This is a genomic window from Sphingomonas faeni, from assembly GCF_003053745.1.
Lineage (GTDB): Bacteria > Pseudomonadota > Alphaproteobacteria > Sphingomonadales > Sphingomonadaceae > Sphingomonas > Sphingomonas faeni.
Map to the genome: position 1 here is coordinate 134,312 of NZ_QAYE01000003.1, position 16,802 is coordinate 151,113.

Sequence of the window (16,802 nt, forward strand, 5' to 3'; positions counted from 1 at the left end):
CTCAGTCCGCGCGCGTGACAGTGGTGGACTGCGGCCCGACGCTGGCGTTGACCGCGACGGTAGCATTCAACGGCGCCGTGCTGGCACGATATTGCGTGTACGGCTTGGCCGCCATCCGCACCGCGGTCGCACCCGGCAGGCCGGGGAAGCGCGGCCACATGCCCTGCGCCAGCGCGTTGCGGCTGGTCGATGCCTTCTTGCCGCCCTGCGCCTCGTACATCCAGTAGTTGCGCAGCACGGTGGTGACGTAGCCGCGCGTCTCCCAATACGGGATGCTCTCGATATACATCAGCGGATCGCCGTTATCGTGGACGATCGCGTTCCAGTCGCCGACCGGGCGCGGGCCCGCATTATACGCCGCGATGACCTTCGGCAGCAGCCCGCCGGTGACGCCCGCCATGTCGCGCAGCCGCTCGAGATGACGCTGGCCGACATCCATGTTGGTGCTGGGCTTGGTCAGCGCCTTCACGTCGATCGACGTGCCACGCTCGCGCGCGAAATCGGTCGCGGCGGCGGGCATGATCTGCATCAGGCCATACGCGCCGGCCGGGCTCTTGATCGTGTTGCGGAACCGCGATTCCTCGAGCGTGTGCGCGTAGACCAGCGCCTTGTCGATGTGCCAGCCGCTGTCGGGCGTCCAGTTCGGCGTCGGGTACCGCGCTTCGGCGGTCGACGTGACCCCCTGCGGGCAGTTGTGCGCGAGCCAGACGGTCGTAGCGGGCAAGCTCAGCGCTTCCGCCACGCGGACAAGGTTGCCGAACTCGCGCGGGTCGCCGATCTTCGCCTGCTGGCGGATGACGGTATCGGCCAGGTCGGTCTCGCCAACCTCGACCAAGGCAGCGGCGACGCGCACGTTCGGACGCTTGCCGACGACCTTCCAGTCGCTGGCCACGAGCCCGCCGACCGACGTGCCCTTGTCCTTCATCGCAAGCTGCTGGCGCGCAAGCTGGCCATAGAAGCTCTCGCCGAACTGCGCCGCCGCCTTCAGCCGGCCTTCGATCTTGTCGGGGCGCGAGCACACCATATCTGCGCGCGACGCCCAGTACAGTGCCGCCGCGCGCAGATCGACGTCGCCGGCGCGCGCCGCGACGCCCTCGAACCCGGTCTCGGCATTCGCGCAATCATTCTGCCGCCATGCCGAAAGAGCGCCGACCCAGCGGCCTTGCACTGCCCAATCGCCAACGCCGTCCTGTGCCTTCGCGGCCATTACGCGCGCGTTCACGTCATCGCCCTGGAGGAAGTAAATCCACGCGATCTTCTGCTGCCACTCGGTCAGCGCCTCGGGAGTGAGCCCCGGCGTGCTTTCCAGCAGCGACTGCGCCTCGCGGCCCATGTCCGCCTTCACATAAGGCTGCATCTTCAACGCGAGATCGGCGGCGATCATGTCGCCCTGCAGGCTCTTTGCGCGGACGCGACGCGGTGCGCCGTCCTGCCAGATCAGCCGCTGCGCCGTGGGGAGGGGGGGCAGGTCGACCGCGCCGCGGGTCGTCGCGAGGCGCGAGATCTGCGCGGCTTCGGGCAGTTCGGGCGCTTCGTTGAGCAGCGCGACCAGCGGCTCCATCTCGACGCGGGGCGAGCCCTTCGCGGTATACATCTCGGCGCGCGCGATCGCATGCAGCGGGCCGGGCTTCATCGTGTCGAGCCCGATCTGCGCGTCGGTCCACTTGCCGTCGCGGATCGCCGCGAACACGGTCTTGTACGCCTCGCGCTGGCTGGCATCGAGCTGGTCGGGGATCTGCTCGATCGTCGGTGCGCCGATCAACTGCGTCGTGCCGAGCCGCGCATCGCCAGCGGGCTCTCCGGCGCCGGTCGCCGCCAGAGCCGGAAGGGGGAGGGCGCTGAGCCCCAGAACGATAGCTAGAGTCCGAATCATCTCACACCCTCTTGCGACGTCAGTCCGCGCATCAGCATCTGCAAATCCTTCCAGGCCTCGGCCTTGGCCGCGGGCTTCTCGATCAGAAACCGCGGGTGAAAGCTCGCGACCACGCCGGTCTCGTCGGAAGCTTCGCCAGACGTCGAACCGGACCCCGTTTCTCCGGTCTTATGGTTAAACTCGTGTAAACGCCCGCGCGCTGCCTGTAATTCCGTCCCGAGGATCGCACGGCTCGCCGCATTGCCCAGCAACAGCAGCCGCTTGGGCGCAACCAACCCGATGTGATGCTTGGCGATTTCCGACAGCCGCGCCTCGACCTCGCTCTGGATCCGCCCGGCGGTCGGCCGCTTTGCGCAGACCGCCGCCAGATGCACTTCGTCACGGGTCAAACCGATCGCCGCGAGCATCTTGTCGAGCAGCCGCCCCGATGCACCACTCAGCAACGCGCCCGCATCGCCATCGTCCCGGTCCGGGCAATCGACAAGCACCATGACCGTAGCGTCAGCCGGACCTACGGCAGCGAGCGAAACCCCGCTCCAGTCCGCCTCGGGAACCTCCGCGCTGCTCCGCCAAGCCAGGAAATCGGCCAGCAAATGCGGCATCGCGGACGGTGCCAACACTGGCGCAACAGGCACTGCGGCGGGTACGATAAGAGGTTCGGGCGCCGCAAACCAGTCGCGCGGGACGTCGTCGACCAGCGTGTCGACGCCAGCCTCGTGCCACCAGTCGAGCGCGCTCGCCGCTGTATTTCGCCAGTCGATGGTTTGGTCCGCCCCCACAGGGTAACCTATGCTGCACGGTTGACGTGGCGGTCAACTCGCGCAATCGCCATATTGGACAAGATGGTGCCGGCCCGAGCCCGAACGAAGGGTGGGGCGCAAAGCTATGGCAATAGGGGACATCCCCCGGGAGACGATGATGACGACACGTGAATCGATGCCGTACGACGTGGTGATCGTCGGCGCTGGCCCGGCCGGTCTCTCGGCAGCGATCCGCCTGAAACAGCTTGCCGCGGAGAAGGACGCCGAGATCAGCGTCTGCGTGCTCGAAAAGGGCTCCGAAGTCGGCGCGCATATCCTGTCCGGCGCGGTCATCGATCCGAAGTCGCTCGACGAGCTGCTGCCGAACTGGCGCGAGGATGGCTGCCCGCTCGCCGAGGTGCCGGTGACCGAGAACCATCACTGGATCCTGACCAAGACGAAGAAGAGCGAAATGCCGCACTTCGTCACGCCCTCGTTCATGCACAACAAGGGCACTTATACCGGCTCGCTCGGCAACCTCTGCCGCTGGCTCGCGGGCAAGGCGGAGGAGCTCGGCGTCGAGATCTTCCCGGGGTTCGCCGCGGCGGAAATCCTGTTCAACGACGACGGCTCGGTGAAGGGCGTCGCGACCGGCGACATGGGCGTCGCGCGCGACGGCACGCACAAGGGCGACTACACCCCCGGCCTCGAACTCCACGCCAAATACACCTTCTTCTCGGAAGGGTGCCGCGGGCACCTGACGAAGGAACTGATCCGCAATTTCGCGCTCGACAAGGACAGCGATCCGCAGGTCTACGGCCTCGGCATCAAGGAGCTGTGGGACATCGATCCCGAACTCCACGTCCCCGGCCGCGTCATCCACACGCAGGGCTGGCCCTTGTCCGAAACCGACGGCTCGAACGGCGGCGGCTGGATCTATCACCAGGCGAACGGCCAGGTCTCGATCGGCTTCGTCACATGGCTGAACTACACCAACCCGTATCTGTCGCCGTTCAGCGAGATGCAGCGCTGGAAGACGCATCCCGAGATCGCCGCGCTGCTCAAGGGCGCCAAGCGTGTCAGCTACGGCGCGCGCGCGATCAGCGACGGCGGGCTGCAGTCGATCCCCAAGCTCGTGATGCCCGGCGCGGCGCTGATCGGCGACAGCGCGGGCTTCCTCAACGTGCCGCGGATCAAGGGCACGCATACCGCGATGAAGTCCGGCATGATGGCCGCCGAGGCCGCGGTCGAGGCGATCGTCTCGCAGCGCGGCCATGACGAACTCGCCGCCTATCCCGAGGCGTTCGAGAAGTCGTGGGTCAAGAAGGAGCTGTCGGTCGTCCGCAACGTCGTGCCGCTGGTCAAGAAGTTCGGCGACCTCGTCGGCTCGGGGCTCGCCGGCATCACGATGTGGGCCGAGCATCTCGGCATCAAGATGCCCTTCACGATGCACCACCATCCCGACAACGAGAGCCTGTGGCGCAAGGACCTGGTCAAGCCGATCGTCTATCCGAAGCCCGACGGTGTCCTCACCTTCGATCGCCTCTCGTCGGTGTTCGTCTCGAACACCAACCACGAGGAGGACCAGCCGGTCCACCTGACGCTCAAGGACGCGAGCGTGCCGATCGCCTACAACCTGCCGATGTACGACGAGCCTGCGCAACGCTATTGCCCGGCCGGCGTTTACGAAGTCGTCGGCGAAGACACGTCCGATCCGAAGTTCGTCATCAACGCGCAGAACTGCGTCCACTGCAAGACCTGCGACATCAAGGACCCCACCCAGAACATCAACTGGGTCGTACCCGAGGGCGGCGGAGGCCCCAATTATCCCAACATGTAAGCGTCTGTTTTTAGCCCTAGGTCTTGCCGTGGCGGCGCCCGCCACGGCTGCGCCGGCTGATCTCTCCGCCTATCTCAAGGCCCGCGTCGCCGACGCCGCCGGCCAGCCGGACCTCGCAGCGGCTAGCTACGCCAAGGTGCTGGCGGCATCGCCCGACGATCCCGTCGTCGCGATCCGCGCCTACCGCGAGGCGCTGGAGGCCGGCGACGTGCCGCTCGCCACCCGCGCCGTCGCAGTGCTAAACAAGGCCGGCGTAGCCCCCGCCGACGCCGCGTTGATCCCGCTCGCCGATGCCGCCCGCCGCAACGATCCGAAAGCCGCCAGCGCTGCGATCGCCACGTTGTCGAGCGGCCCCCTCGTGGTCCTCGCGCCCTCGCTCTACGCCTGGGTAGCGCATGCGGAAGGCCGCGACCCCGAACCCTCGCTAACGACCGCTGCGAAGGACCCCGTCGCCAACCGCTTCGCCACCGAGACGCGCGCACTGATCGCTGCGGCACCGCGCAAGCAACCGCTATCGATCGGCGTCTCGCGCCTGCTCGCCCGCCTCGCCAGCGACCTCAGCGCAGGCGAACCCTCGCCGCTGTCGATCGCGCTAACCCAGGCAGCCCTGCGCGCCGATCCGAGTTACGACGCAGCGCGCGTCCTCCTCGCCGACGCGCTCGCCCGTAACAAGCTCGTCGACCGCGCGCTCGTCGTGCTCGACGGCGTCGACGCAAAGAGCCCGTCCGCGCCGGCAGCCGCCGCCGAACGCATCGACATCCTCGCCACCGCCGACCGCAACGGCGAAGCGCTCGCCGCCGCCAAGAACCGCGTCGACCAGAAGGGTTCGGTGCCCGCCGACTGGCAACGCTACGCCGACCTCCTGCTGACCACCGGCAACCCCGCCGAGGCCGCAACCTGGTACCAGCGCATCATCACTGCCGACGGCGCGAAGGGCGGCAGCTGGGGCAACTGGCTGCAATATGGCGGCGCGCTCGATCAGGCCGGCCGCTGGCCCGAAGCGCGCGACGCGCTCGAAAAAGCCGTCGCCCGCGGCCCCGCCCAACCGCTCGCGCTCAATTATCTCGGCTTCGCGCAAGTCGAGCACGGCGACGACATCCCCACCTCGATCAAGCTGCTCGAACGCGCCAGCCGGATCGACCCGACCAACGCGTCGATCACCGACTCGCTCGGCTGGGCCTACCACCTCTCCGGCAACACGGCGCGAGCGCTCCCCCTGCTCGAAACCGCCGCACAGGCCGAACCCACCAACGCCGAAATCGCCGACCACCTTGGCGACGCCTATTGGAGCACCGGCCGAAACTACGAAGCGCGCTACGCTTGGCGCGCCGCCTTGCTGACCGCCGAACCCGCAGACACGGCGCGCATAGCCGCCAAGATCGCCAACGGCCTCCCCGCCAACGCCCGCCGCTGAAACAACGACCCTCGCCCTAAAATCGATGGGGAAGGGGCTTGCTCCGCCAACATCCGTCACCCCAGCGAACGCTGGGATCTCCCACGAGGCGCGCACCGCCCGCCAAACGATAAGATCCCAGCGTTCGCTGGGATGACGGTCGATTGTTGGCTAAGCGCATAGGCAAAGCACGCACCAGGCCCGCCGCCAAACCCCGAGACCGACAATGCCCGCCATCACCGAACCCGCGCCCGCCAAGATCAACCTGGCCCTCCACGTCCGCCGCCGCCGCCCCGACGGCTACCACGACCTCGAAACGCTCTTCGCCTTCGCCACCGACGGCGACCTGGTCACGGTAGAACCCGCCCAAACCAACAGCTTCACCATAACCGGCCCCTTCGCCGCAGCACTCCTGCCCGTCGAGAGCATCGCTCCGACCCCCAACACCACCCCGGAGAAGGCCGGGGCCCAATTGGGGACGGGCAATGACGAAGCACCGCACTTGTCCGGCAACGCCCCCTGGCATGGCAACCTCGTAACCGCCGCAACAGACGCCTTCACCACCGCGTTCGCCCCCGAGGCCCACCACGCAATAACCCTTGAAAAGCACCTCCCCATCGCCTCGGGCATAGGCGGAGGCTCAGCCGACGCCGCCGCCACGCTCCGCGCACTAGCCCGCCTCCACGGCGTGCCCCCAACCGACCCCCGCCTCCACGACATCGCCGCAAAGCTCGGCGCAGACGTCCCCGCCTGCCTCGCCAACCGCACCACGCTAGGCACCGGCAAAGGCGACACCCTCACCAATCTCGAAGGCCTGTCCGGCACCCCCCTCCTGCTCGTAAACCCACGTGTCGCGGTCTCCACCGCCGCCGTCTTCAAGACCTGGGACGGCCACGACCGAGGCCCAATCCCCGAAGGCAATCTCCTCGACCGCGCCCTCGAAGGCCGCAACGACCTAGAACCCCCCGCGCTGGCCCTCGCCCCCGTAATCGCCGAAGTCCGCACCCTCCTCGACAAGGCGCACGGCGTCCTCCTGTCCAGAATGTCAGGCTCCGGCGCCACCTGCTTTGCCCTGTTCGAAACCCCCGAAGCCAGAGACACCGCCGCCACCGCCGCCCAAGCCAAAGGCTGGTGGGCCCTCGCAACGAAGCTCGCGTGATCGATCGATAGGCGGCGGCAGCTTTGAGACGGGGCGCCACCGCGCCGCCACCGCCTGTCATCCTGACGAACGTCAGGATCCAGAGCGGCAAACGGAACCACCCGTTAAAACCAGTTCGTGACACCATCGACGATTCGATCGCCGCCAAAACCGCGCTCGAACAACCAGAATCGATCTCGACCAAACTCTGCCCGGCCCATCTCGTTACATCCGGATGTGTACGGTGCTTATCCCCTTCGAAAACGTGGAAGTCCGCAGTGATACGGCACCACGCCCTTGCGTTTTGTTCTCCCGCGAAGGCGGGAGCCCAGTCTGGATCCCCGCCTTCGCGGGGAGACATGTCTTACTTCCGCGCAAAGGACAGCAGCCGACGTGTTCAGGCGGCTAGCGCTCCGCATACTCAATGGTCGATGAGCGCGGAACGGTGGACGCTGAACCAAGCCCGGCATGACTAAGCTCGGCAACCGCTCACGGCCGTTACCAAACGTCGACCTTTTCCAGAAAACCTATCGTTCCCCACTTGTTCCAAAGGAACAAAGAGAATACATGGTGTTTGACGCGTTGAATGGCACGCGCGCTTGCTTTAGCGATGGGAGCATATTCGATGGCCGCTAATCTGAAAGTGATCGACACCGGCATGGCAACCGCAACCAACGACCGGCAGAAGGCGCTCGACGCCGCGCTTGCGCAGATCGACCGCGCCTTCGGCAAGGGCTCGGCAATGCGCCTGGGCTCCAAGGAAACCATGCAGGTCGAGGTCATCTCGACCGGCTCGCTTGGGCTCGACATCGCGCTCGGCGTCGGCGGCCTGCCGCGCGGTCGCGTGATCGAGATCTACGGTCCGGAAAGTTCAGGCAAGACCACGCTCGCGCTCCACGTGATCGCCGAAGCGCAGAAGGGCGGCGGCACCGCGGCGTTCGTCGATGCCGAGCACGCGCTCGACCCGGTCTATGCCAAGAAGCTCGGCGTCAACATCGACGAGCTGATCGTGTCGCAGCCCGACACCGGCGAGCAGGCGCTCGAGATCGTCGATACGCTCGTCCGCTCGAACGCGATCGACGTGCTCGTCGTCGACTCGGTCGCAGCGCTCGTGCCGCGCGCCGAAATCGAAGGCGAGATGGGCGACAGCCACGTCGGCCTCCAGGCCCGCCTGATGTCGCAGTCGTTGCGCAAGCTGACCGGCTCGATCAGCCGCTCGCGCTGCATGGTGATCTTCATCAATCAGCTCCGCATGAAGATCGGCGTCATGTACGGCAACCCCGAGACGACGACCGGCGGCAACGCGCTGAAGTTCTACGCCTCGGTCCGCCTCGACATCCGCCGCATCGGCGCGATCAAGGCCGGCGAAGAGGTGACAGGCAACCAGACCCGCGTGAAGGTCGTCAAGAACAAGGTCGCCCCGCCGTTCAAGCAGGTCGAGTTCGACATCATGTACGGGCAGGGCGTCTCGAAGCTCGGCGAGATCCTCGATCTCGGCGTGAAGGCGGGCCTAGTCGAAAAGTCCGGCGCTTGGTTCAGCTACGACAGCGTCCGCCTCGGCCAGGGCCGTGAGAACTCGAAGACCTTCCTCAAGGACAACCCCGAAACCGCCGACCGCCTCGAAAAGCAGATCCGCGCGCGCACCGACAAGGTCGCCGAGGAAATGATGGCCGGCCCCGAAGAAGGCGACGACGCCTAACCTCCTTTACCCTCTCCCCTGTGGGGAGAGGGAGGGACCCATTGCCTCCGCAATGGGAGGGTGAGGGCACGCGGTGGCTGCACGCTTCATGGCTCACGGCTCATAGTGCCAAGGACGCGCACGGCCGATAGTTCAAACGCGTGGCGAACTGGCACCCCGCTAACCCACCCTCAGCACCACCCCGGCGAAGGCCGGGGCCCAATTGGCATGACCCTGCAAATAAAGTCCTGCGCTAAACCAAGCTCTTTTGCGGCAATGGCACCATATTCTTGAACGAGCCGACCCCCTCCTTGTTCTCCCGCGAAGGCGGGAGCCCAGTCTGGATCCCCGCCTTCGCGGGGAAACAAGGAAGCGAAGGGCAGGGCGCGAGCTTTGGGAAAGTCTCGAAACCCCGCAACACCAAACCCACGCCAGCGTCTACACTTCCTATACTTCACTCCAAACCACCGCCCCGACCGCAACCGAAAAAGCACCCCAGCCCATGACCACCACCTACGACTGGACCGGCAGAATAGGCGATGTCTGGGCCGCGGAATGGCGCCGAACCGATCGCAGCTTCACCAACCTGAAACCGCACCTGAACGCAGCGATCCTGTCCGCCGCCACCCCCCAAACCCGCAAGATTATCGACATAGGCTGCGGCGCCGGCGCAACCTCACTCACCACCGCCCAAGCGATCCCGACCGCACAAATAACCGGCATAGATCTCTCACCAAACCTGATCGAGATCGCCAAACACCGCGCCAAAACCCAAACCAACGCCAGCTTCAAGTGCGCGGACATCACCGCCGCCGCCCCGAACCACGCCCCCATCGACCTCTACGTCTCCCGCCACGGCGTTATGTTCTTCGCGGACCCCGTCGCCGCCTTCACGACATTAGCCGAAGCCGCCGACCCCAACTCCACTTTCGTCTTCTCCTGCTTCGCCGACCGCGCCGCCAACCGCTGGGCCACCGAAATCATCACCGCGACCGGCGGCGATGCAGACGCTCCGGCAAGCACCGCACCCGGCCCCTTTGCCTTCGCCGACCCAACCTATGTCGCGAGCATCCTCGGAAAATCAGGCTGGCACGTCGCGGCACCCGAGCGTCTCGACTTCGCCTACCGGGCAGGGGAGGGCGCCGACCCCGTAGCCGACGCCGTCGACTATTTCCGCCGCATCGGCCCCGCAGCATCCGCCATCCGAGACGCCGCCCCCGAGGAACGCGAGCGCCACATCGCGCGTCTCACCCAAGTCTGCGACCGGTACCGAGACGGCGACACGGTGGAATTCCCCGCCGCCGCCTGGATCTGGACCGCGCGTAAATCGACGAATTAGGAATAGGGGAGCCCGCATGATCATCGTCCACCACCTCGAAAACTCGCGATCGCAGCGGATTCTCTGGATGCTCGAGGAACTCGGCCTGCCCTACGAGATCAAGCGCTACGAGCGGAACAAGGCAACGATGCTCGCTCCGCCCGAACTCAAGCAGGTCCACCCGCTCGGCAAGTCGCCCGTGATCGAGGATGACGGCCAGGTGGTCGCCGAGACCGGCGCGATCGTCGAATATCTCGTCGACAAGGCGGACGGCAAGCTCGGTGCCCCCGCCAACCGCGCCGACGCGCTGCGCTACCGTTTCTGGCTGCACTATGCGGAAGGCTCGATGATGCCGCCGCTGCTGCTGAAGCTCGTCCTCGCGCGCATCCCGATCCTGGGCAAAGCGGCGACCAAGAAGATCCAGCCGATGATCGACGTCCACCTCGACTATGTCGAATCCGAACTGTCAAAGCGCCCCTGGTTCGCCGGCGCTGAGATGACCGCAGCCGACATCATGATGAGCTTCCCCCTCGAAGCCGCCCGCAGCCGCGGCGGTCTCAACGAGTCCCGTCCCGCGACGATCGCGTGCCTGGCAAAGGTCCACGCACGGCCAGCGTATCAGGCCGGGCTCAACAAGGGCGGCCCCTACGCCTACGCTTGAGTAGTGCGAGTCGGGAAACAGATCGGAGCCAACAATACTACCTGTCCTCGAACACCACCCCGGCGAAGGCCGGGCCCAGTTGGAAAGGTCGAAATAACCAGGCGCTACGGTGATCACTGGCGTCTCCCAACTGGACCCCGGCCTTTGCCGGGGTGGTACTTCTTCAGTGGTCCGCCAGCGTAAAAGGGCAGCCTTGAGAAGTTACCGGTTCAAGATCGCCGACTAGCCTCAAACCTGCCCCGGCCCGATCTTCTCGTAGCTGTCCACGTCCACCTTCGGCCCATGCCCGGTAGGCGCATGCGGGAAATCCCGATCAGCCGGCTCGCGCTCGTCGAGCCCGCCCTCCCACTTCGCCACCACGGTCGCCGCCACCGCATTCCCGATCACGTTCGTCGCCGAGCGCCCCATGTCGAGGAAATGATCCACCGCCAGGATCAACAGGATCCCCGCCTCCGGGATCTTGAACATCGACAGCGTCCCCGCAATCACCACCAGCGACGCGCGAGGCACCCCCGCGATGCCCTTCGACGTCACCATCAGCACCAGCAGCATCGCGATCTGCTGCCCGATCGGCATGTGGATGCCGTACGCCTGCGCGATGAACAGCGACGCGAACGTCATGTACATCATCGACCCATCGAGGTTGAACGAATAGCCCAGCGGCAGCACGAAGCTCGCGATCCGCGGCGGCACGCCGAACCGGTCGAGCGCCTCCAGCGTCCGCGGATACGCCGCCTCCGACGATGCCGCCGAGAACGCCAGGATCAACGGATCGCGGATATACCGCACCAGCAACCGCGTCCGCGGGCCGATCAACAGGAACGCGATCCCGATCAGCATCGCCCACAGCAGCGCAAGGCCGATATAGAAGCTCAACATGAAATAGCCGAGCTGACCAAGGATGGTCGGCCCCCGCTCGGCGAGCGTCGCGGTCACCGCCGCGAACACCGCGAACGGCGCGAACCGCATCACGTAATTGGTGATCTGGAGCATCACTGCGACCAGCGCCTCGATCGCCTTGACCAGCGGCGCGGCCTTCTCGCCGACCGCGGTGATCGCGACGCCGACGAACACCGAGAACACGACGATCTGGAGGATCTCGTTGCCCGCCATCGCCGCGATCATCGAATCGGGAACGATGTGCGTGATGAACTTGGCGAGATCGAACGCCGCGCGGTCGACGCCGCTCGACGCGGTCGCGGGCGGGATCGCGAGCGCGAGGCCGACGCCCGGCTGCAACACGTTGACCAGGATCAGGCCCAGCGTGAGCGACAACAGGCTCGCGCAGATGAACCAGCCGAGGCTACGCAATCCGACCCGGCCCAGCGCGCCGGTATCGCCCATATGCGCGATGCCCACGACCAACGTCGAGAATACCAACGGCGCGATAATCATCTTGATGAGCCGGAGGAACAGCGTCGTCACGATCGAGAAATAGCCGGCGATGTCCTTCAGCCGTTCTGCGGACTCGGCCGTGCCGTCGTCGATCGACGCGTTCAGGATCCAGCCGACGACCATCCCCGCGACGAGGCCGAACAAGATGTAATAGGTTAGCCGCTTGGCCATTAATCGCTCCCGAGAATTGGCGACAGGGAAGGGGATTGCGGCGCCCGGGTCAAGGACCCTATCGTCCGGCGATGTCGACCGCATCCCACAAGCCCGCCTTCAGCCCCTCGCGTCGCGACCTGCTGAGCCTCGCCATCGCGGCGCCGTTGCTGTCGACCAGCGCGATTCTCCGCGCCGCCGAGCCCGACCTGTCGGCGCTGTCCGACATCACCGGCGCGACCAGACCGATCGACGCCACCGAACGCGTCGCGCGGCTGGTCCGCGCGCAATCGCTGATGAGGGCGGCGGGCATCGGCGCGGTGCTGATCGAGCCGGGATCGTCGATGATCTACTTCACCGGCGTCCGCTGGCACACGAGCGAGCGGCTGACGCTGGCGATCCTCCCGGTCGAGGGCGAACCGTGCATCGTCACGCCGTTCTTCGAGGAGCCCTCGGTGCGCGAGACGCTCGCCGTCCCGGCCGAAGTGCGCGTGTGGCAGGAGGACGAGAACCCGCTCGCCGTGGTCGCCGGGTTCCTGCGCGACCGAAAGCTCGTAACGCGGCCGGTCGGGCTGGAGGCGGAGGTGCGCTACTTCGCCTATGCCGGACTCGCGCGCGTGCTGCCCGAGGCGAAGATCGTGTCCGCCGACCCGGTCGTCCGCACCTGCCGCATGATCAAGACCCCCGCCGAGATCGCGCTGATGCAGGCAGCGACCGAAGTCACGCTCGCCGCCTATCGCTGGACCAAGCCGCGCGTCGAGAAGGGCATGACCGGCCCCGAGATCGGCGCGTTGATGAACGCCGCGACCAAGAAACTGGGCGGCGCGCCCGAATTCGCGCTCGCGTTGATCGGCGAGGCGTCCGCCTATCCGCACGGAAGCCGCGAGATCCACCGCGTCGCCGACGGCCAGGTCGTGCTGATGGACTGCGGCTGCACCGTGCAGGGCTATCAGTCCGACATCTCGCGCACCTGGGTCCACGGCGTGGCAACCGTCGACCAGCGCAAGACGTGGGACCAAGTCGCCCGAGGCCAGCAGATCGCGTTCGCCGCCGCCAAGATCGGTGCACCCGCTGGCAGCGTCGACGACGCGGTCCGTCGGCATTACGAGACGCTGGGCTACGGGCCGGGGTACAAGCTTCCCGGGCTGTCGCATCGCACCGGCCACGGCATCGGCATGGACGGCCACGAACCCGTCAACCTCGTCCGCGGCGAGACGACCAAGCTTGCGGCGGGAATGTGTTTCTCGGACGAACCGGGGATCTACATTCCCGGACGGTACGGCGTGCGGATCGAGGATTGTTTCCACATGACGGATGCCGGGCCGAAATGGTTCAGCGAACCGCCCAAGTCGATCGACGCACCGTTGGGGTAAGGGACGCCCAAGGACCGCCACCCCCTCCACCAACACCACCACCCCGGCGAAGGCCGGGGCCCAATTGGGGGACGGCGATAACGAAGCGCTGCTCTCCATTATTTCCACCTCTCCAATTGGGCCCCGGCCTTCGCCGGGGTGGTGCATTGTGGCAAACGGCGGCTCTTACCGAACCGCAGCCCACGCCTCCTTGTTCTCCCGCGAAGGCGGGAGCCCAGTCTGGGTCCCCGCCTTCGCGGGGAAACAAGCTATCTTCGTTTCAATGCGATGCGTGCAAGGCGAGCCCCACACACCTCACTTGAGCGAACCGCCCCGCTCGCCTAAGTCCCCGCGCATGACATCGACGAACGACATCCGCCGCGGCTTCCTCGACTATTTCGGATCGCAGGGGCACCAGATCGTGCCCAGCGCACCGCTCGTGCCACAGAACGACCCGACGCTGATGTTCGTCAACGCCGGGATGGTGCCGTTCAAGAACGTCTTCACCGGCCTCGAATCGCGCCCCTACACCACCGCGACCTCGTCGCAGAAATGCGTCCGCGCCGGCGGCAAGCACAATGATCTCGACAATGTCGGCTACACCGCGCGCCACCACACCTTCTTCGAAATGCTCGGCAATTTCTCGTTCGGCGATTATTTCAAGGAACAGGCGATCGTCCACGCCTGGACGCTGCTCACGCGCGAATGGGGCCTGTCGCCGGATAAATTGACGGCAACGGTCTACCACACCGACGACGAGGCGTTCGATCTCTGGAAGAAGGTCGCCGGCCTCCCCGATCACCGCATCATCCGCATCCCGACCAAGGACAATTTCTGGTCGATGGGCGACAACGGGCCGTGCGGGCCGTGCTCGGAAATCTTCTACGACCACGGCGACCACATCTTCGGCGGTCCTCCCGGCAGCCCCGACGAGGACGGCGATCGCTTCGTCGAGATCTGGAACCTCGTGTTCATGCAATATGAGCAGGAGAATGCCGAGATCGTCGGCAACCTGCCCAAGCCGTCGATCGACACCGGCATGGGGCTCGAGCGCATCGCCGCGGTCATGCAGGGCGTCACCGACAATTACGACACCGACACGTTCAAGGCGCTGATCGCGGCCTCGGGCGCGCTGACGCACACCGCGACCGACGGCGCCAACACCGCCAGCCACCGCGTGATCGCCGATCACCTGCGCACTGCGGGCTTCCTGATCGCGGACGGCGTGCTGCCCGCGAGCGAGGGCCGCGGCTATGTCCTGCGCCGGATCATGCGCCGCGCAATGCGCCACGCGCACATCCTCGGCGCCAAGCAGCCGCTGATGCACCGGCTCGTTCCCGCACTCGTCACCGAGATGGGCGCCGCGTACCCCGAACTGTCGCGCGCACGCCCGCTGATCGAGGCGACGTTGCAGCAGGAGGAAACGCGCTTCCGCCAGACGCTCGACAAGGGGCTGAAGTTGCTTGACGAAGCGACCACCGGGATGACCGACGGCACGCTGGCGGGCGACGTCGCGTTCAAGCTCTACGACACCTACGGCTTCCCGTACGACCTGACCGAGGACGCGCTGCGCGAACGCAACATCGCGGTCGACCGCGAAGGCTTCGACACCGCGATGGCCGAGCAGAAGCGCGCCGCCCGTGCCGCCTGGAAGGGCTCGGGCGCGAAGGCCTCGGACGACATCTGGTTCGACATCGTCGAGCAGACCGGCGGCACCGAATTCCTCGGCTACGCATCGGATACCGGCGAGGGCGAGGTCGTCGCACTGGTCAAGGACGGCGCGCGCGTCGACCACGCCACCACCGGCGACACCGTCGCGATCGTCGTCAACCAGACGCCCTTCTACGGCGAGAGCGGCGGCCAGGTCGGCGATGCCGGCCACATCTCCAACGATAGCGGCCTGCGCGCGAACGTCACCGAGACCTCGAAGCAGCTCGGCCGCGTGTTCGTCCACCACGCGATCGTCGACGCGGGCGAGATCAAGGTCGGCGACCCGGTCAAGCTCCAGATCGACGTCGCCCGCCGCGCACAGATTCGCGCCAACCACTCCGCGACGCACCTCCTGCACGAGGCCCTCCGCGAACGCCTCGGCACGCACGTCGCGCAGAAGGGAAGCCTCGTCGCGCCCGACCGCCTGCGCTTCGACTTCTCGCAGCCGGTCGCGATGACCCCCGCCGACATCGCGCAGGTCGAGGCCGACGTTAACGCGCAGGTCCGCGGCAACGGCGCCGTGACGACACTGCTGATGACCCCCGACGACGCGATCGCGATGGGCGCGATGGCGCTGTTCGGCGAGAAATACGGCGACGAGGTCCGCGTCGTGTCGATGGGCTCGACCGAGGACGGGACCTATTCGATCGAGCTGTGCGGCGGCACGCACGTCACCGCGCTCGGCGACATCGGCCTGTTCAAGGTCGTCGGCGAAGGTGCGGTCTCCAGCGGCATCCGCCGGGTCGAAGCGCTCACCGGCGAGGCGGCGCGCGCCTATCTGACCAGCCGTGACGACCGCCTCCGCGAGACGGCGGCAGTCCTGAAGTCGACCCCCGACGAGGTCCCGGCACGTGTTGCGTCCCTCCTCGAAGACCGTCGCCGCCTCGAACGCGAACTCGCTGAGGCGAAGAAGGCGCTGGCGCTGGGGGGCGGCGGTTCGGGCGAAGCGGCTGGCCCCGAACAGGTCGGCGGCGTCGCGTTCATCGGCCAGGTGCTCAACGACTTTGAAGCGAAAGGCCTGCGCGGCGCGGTCGACGAAGCCAAGCAGCGCCTCGGCTCGGGCATCGCGGTTATGGTCGCGATCAACGACGGCCGCGCCTCGGTCGCGGTCGGCGTGACGGCGGATCTGGTGGCGAGCTACAACGCGGTCGACCTGCTCAAGATCGCGGTCTCGACGCTAGGCGGGCAGGGCGGCGGCGGCCGTCCCGACATGGCGCAGGGCGGTGGCCCCGACGGCGAAAAGGCTGCGGAAGCAGTCGCGGCGGTGCGAGCAAAGCTGGAGGCGGCGGGCGCCTGAAACTCGCCATCGCCGCACACTAACCCCAAGCAATGTTCCCCCGCGGACGCGAGGGGCCAGCTAAGTACCGCTAGCTGCCTTGGCTCCTGGCCTCCCGCTTTCGCCGGGGGAACAGACTGCGCTGATGAAGTCGCCCGCTACAACTATCTCCACCCCGGCGAAGGCCGGGGCCCAGCTGGAAAGGTGGTAATAACGGAGCGCGGTCCTTTGTTATCGCCGTCCCCCAACTGGGCCCCGGCCTTCGCCGGGGTGGTGCT

The 16,802-nt window shown here is 66.6% G+C and carries 11 protein-coding genes; 8 read left to right on the top strand and 3 right to left on the bottom strand.

What is annotated here, in order from left to right; genetic code table 11:
- Position 1 precedes the first annotated feature (1 nt).
- Both C8J25_RS07200 and C8J25_RS07205 read right to left on the bottom strand, forming a co-directional pair.
- Positions 2-1,873, bottom strand: coding sequence for a lytic transglycosylase domain-containing protein (locus C8J25_RS07200; RefSeq protein ID WP_107953674.1), 1,872 nt, complete (start codon positions 1,871-1,873; stop codon positions 2-4).
- Positions 1,870-2,652, bottom strand: coding sequence for a uracil-DNA glycosylase (locus tag C8J25_RS07205; protein ID WP_107953676.1), 783 nt, complete (start codon positions 2,650-2,652; stop codon positions 1,870-1,872). Before C8J25_RS07205 ends, C8J25_RS07200 begins: the two co-directional genes overlap by 4 nt.
- 139 nt (positions 2,653-2,791) lie before the next feature.
- On the opposite strand from C8J25_RS07205, the gene C8J25_RS07210 reads away from it, so the two are divergent.
- The 6 genes from C8J25_RS07210 to C8J25_RS07235 all read left to right on the top strand — a co-directional run bounded on the left by C8J25_RS07210 (position 2,792) and on the right by C8J25_RS07235 (position 10,641).
- Positions 2,792-4,453, top strand: a complete 1,662-nt coding sequence (locus C8J25_RS07210; RefSeq protein WP_107953997.1) for an electron transfer flavoprotein-ubiquinone oxidoreductase — start codon at positions 2,792-2,794, stop codon at positions 4,451-4,453.
- Positions 4,454-4,481: 28 nt separating this feature from the next.
- Positions 4,482-5,867: a tetratricopeptide repeat protein gene (locus tag C8J25_RS07215; RefSeq protein WP_107953678.1), complete on the top strand. Its 1,386-nt coding sequence runs from the start codon at positions 4,482-4,484 to the stop codon at positions 5,865-5,867.
- A 205-nt stretch (positions 5,868-6,072) separates the two neighbouring features.
- The gene (locus tag C8J25_RS07220; RefSeq protein WP_107953680.1) at positions 6,073-7,005 is read left to right on the top strand and encodes a 4-(cytidine 5'-diphospho)-2-C-methyl-D-erythritol kinase; all 933 of its coding nucleotides are present in this window, start codon (positions 6,073-6,075) and stop codon (positions 7,003-7,005) included.
- A gap of 604 nt (positions 7,006-7,609) precedes the next feature.
- Positions 7,610-8,683 (top strand): recombinase RecA, encoded by a 1,074-nt coding sequence (gene recA, locus C8J25_RS07225; RefSeq protein WP_056047175.1) that lies wholly within the window; start codon positions 7,610-7,612, stop codon positions 8,681-8,683.
- Positions 8,684-9,164: 481 nt separating this feature from the next.
- Positions 9,165-10,001, top strand: a complete 837-nt coding sequence (locus C8J25_RS07230; RefSeq protein ID WP_107953682.1) for a class I SAM-dependent methyltransferase — start codon at positions 9,165-9,167, stop codon at positions 9,999-10,001.
- A gap of 16 nt (positions 10,002-10,017) precedes the next feature.
- Positions 10,018-10,641 carry a glutathione S-transferase family protein gene (locus tag C8J25_RS07235; protein ID WP_107953684.1) on the top strand — a complete coding sequence of 208 codons (624 nt, stop codon included), beginning with the start codon at positions 10,018-10,020 and terminating at the stop codon, positions 10,639-10,641.
- 228 nt (positions 10,642-10,869) lie between these two features.
- Here C8J25_RS07235 and C8J25_RS07240 read toward each other — a convergent pair whose 3' ends face one another.
- Positions 10,870-12,207 carry a dicarboxylate/amino acid:cation symporter gene (locus C8J25_RS07240; RefSeq protein WP_107953686.1) on the bottom strand — a complete coding sequence of 446 codons (1,338 nt, stop codon included), beginning with the start codon at positions 12,205-12,207 and terminating at the stop codon, positions 10,870-10,872.
- 71 nt (positions 12,208-12,278) lie between these two features.
- Between C8J25_RS07240 and C8J25_RS07245 the strand changes: the two genes are divergently transcribed.
- On the top strand, positions 12,279-13,559 hold the full coding sequence (locus C8J25_RS07245) for a M24 family metallopeptidase (protein WP_107953688.1): 1,281 nt from the start codon (positions 12,279-12,281) through the stop codon (positions 13,557-13,559).
- Positions 13,560-13,893: 334 nt separating this feature from the next.
- The gene (gene alaS / locus C8J25_RS07250) at positions 13,894-16,545 is read left to right on the top strand and encodes an alanine--tRNA ligase (protein ID WP_107953690.1); all 2,652 of its coding nucleotides are present in this window, start codon (positions 13,894-13,896) and stop codon (positions 16,543-16,545) included.
- Positions 16,546-16,802: the final 257 nt, after the last annotated feature.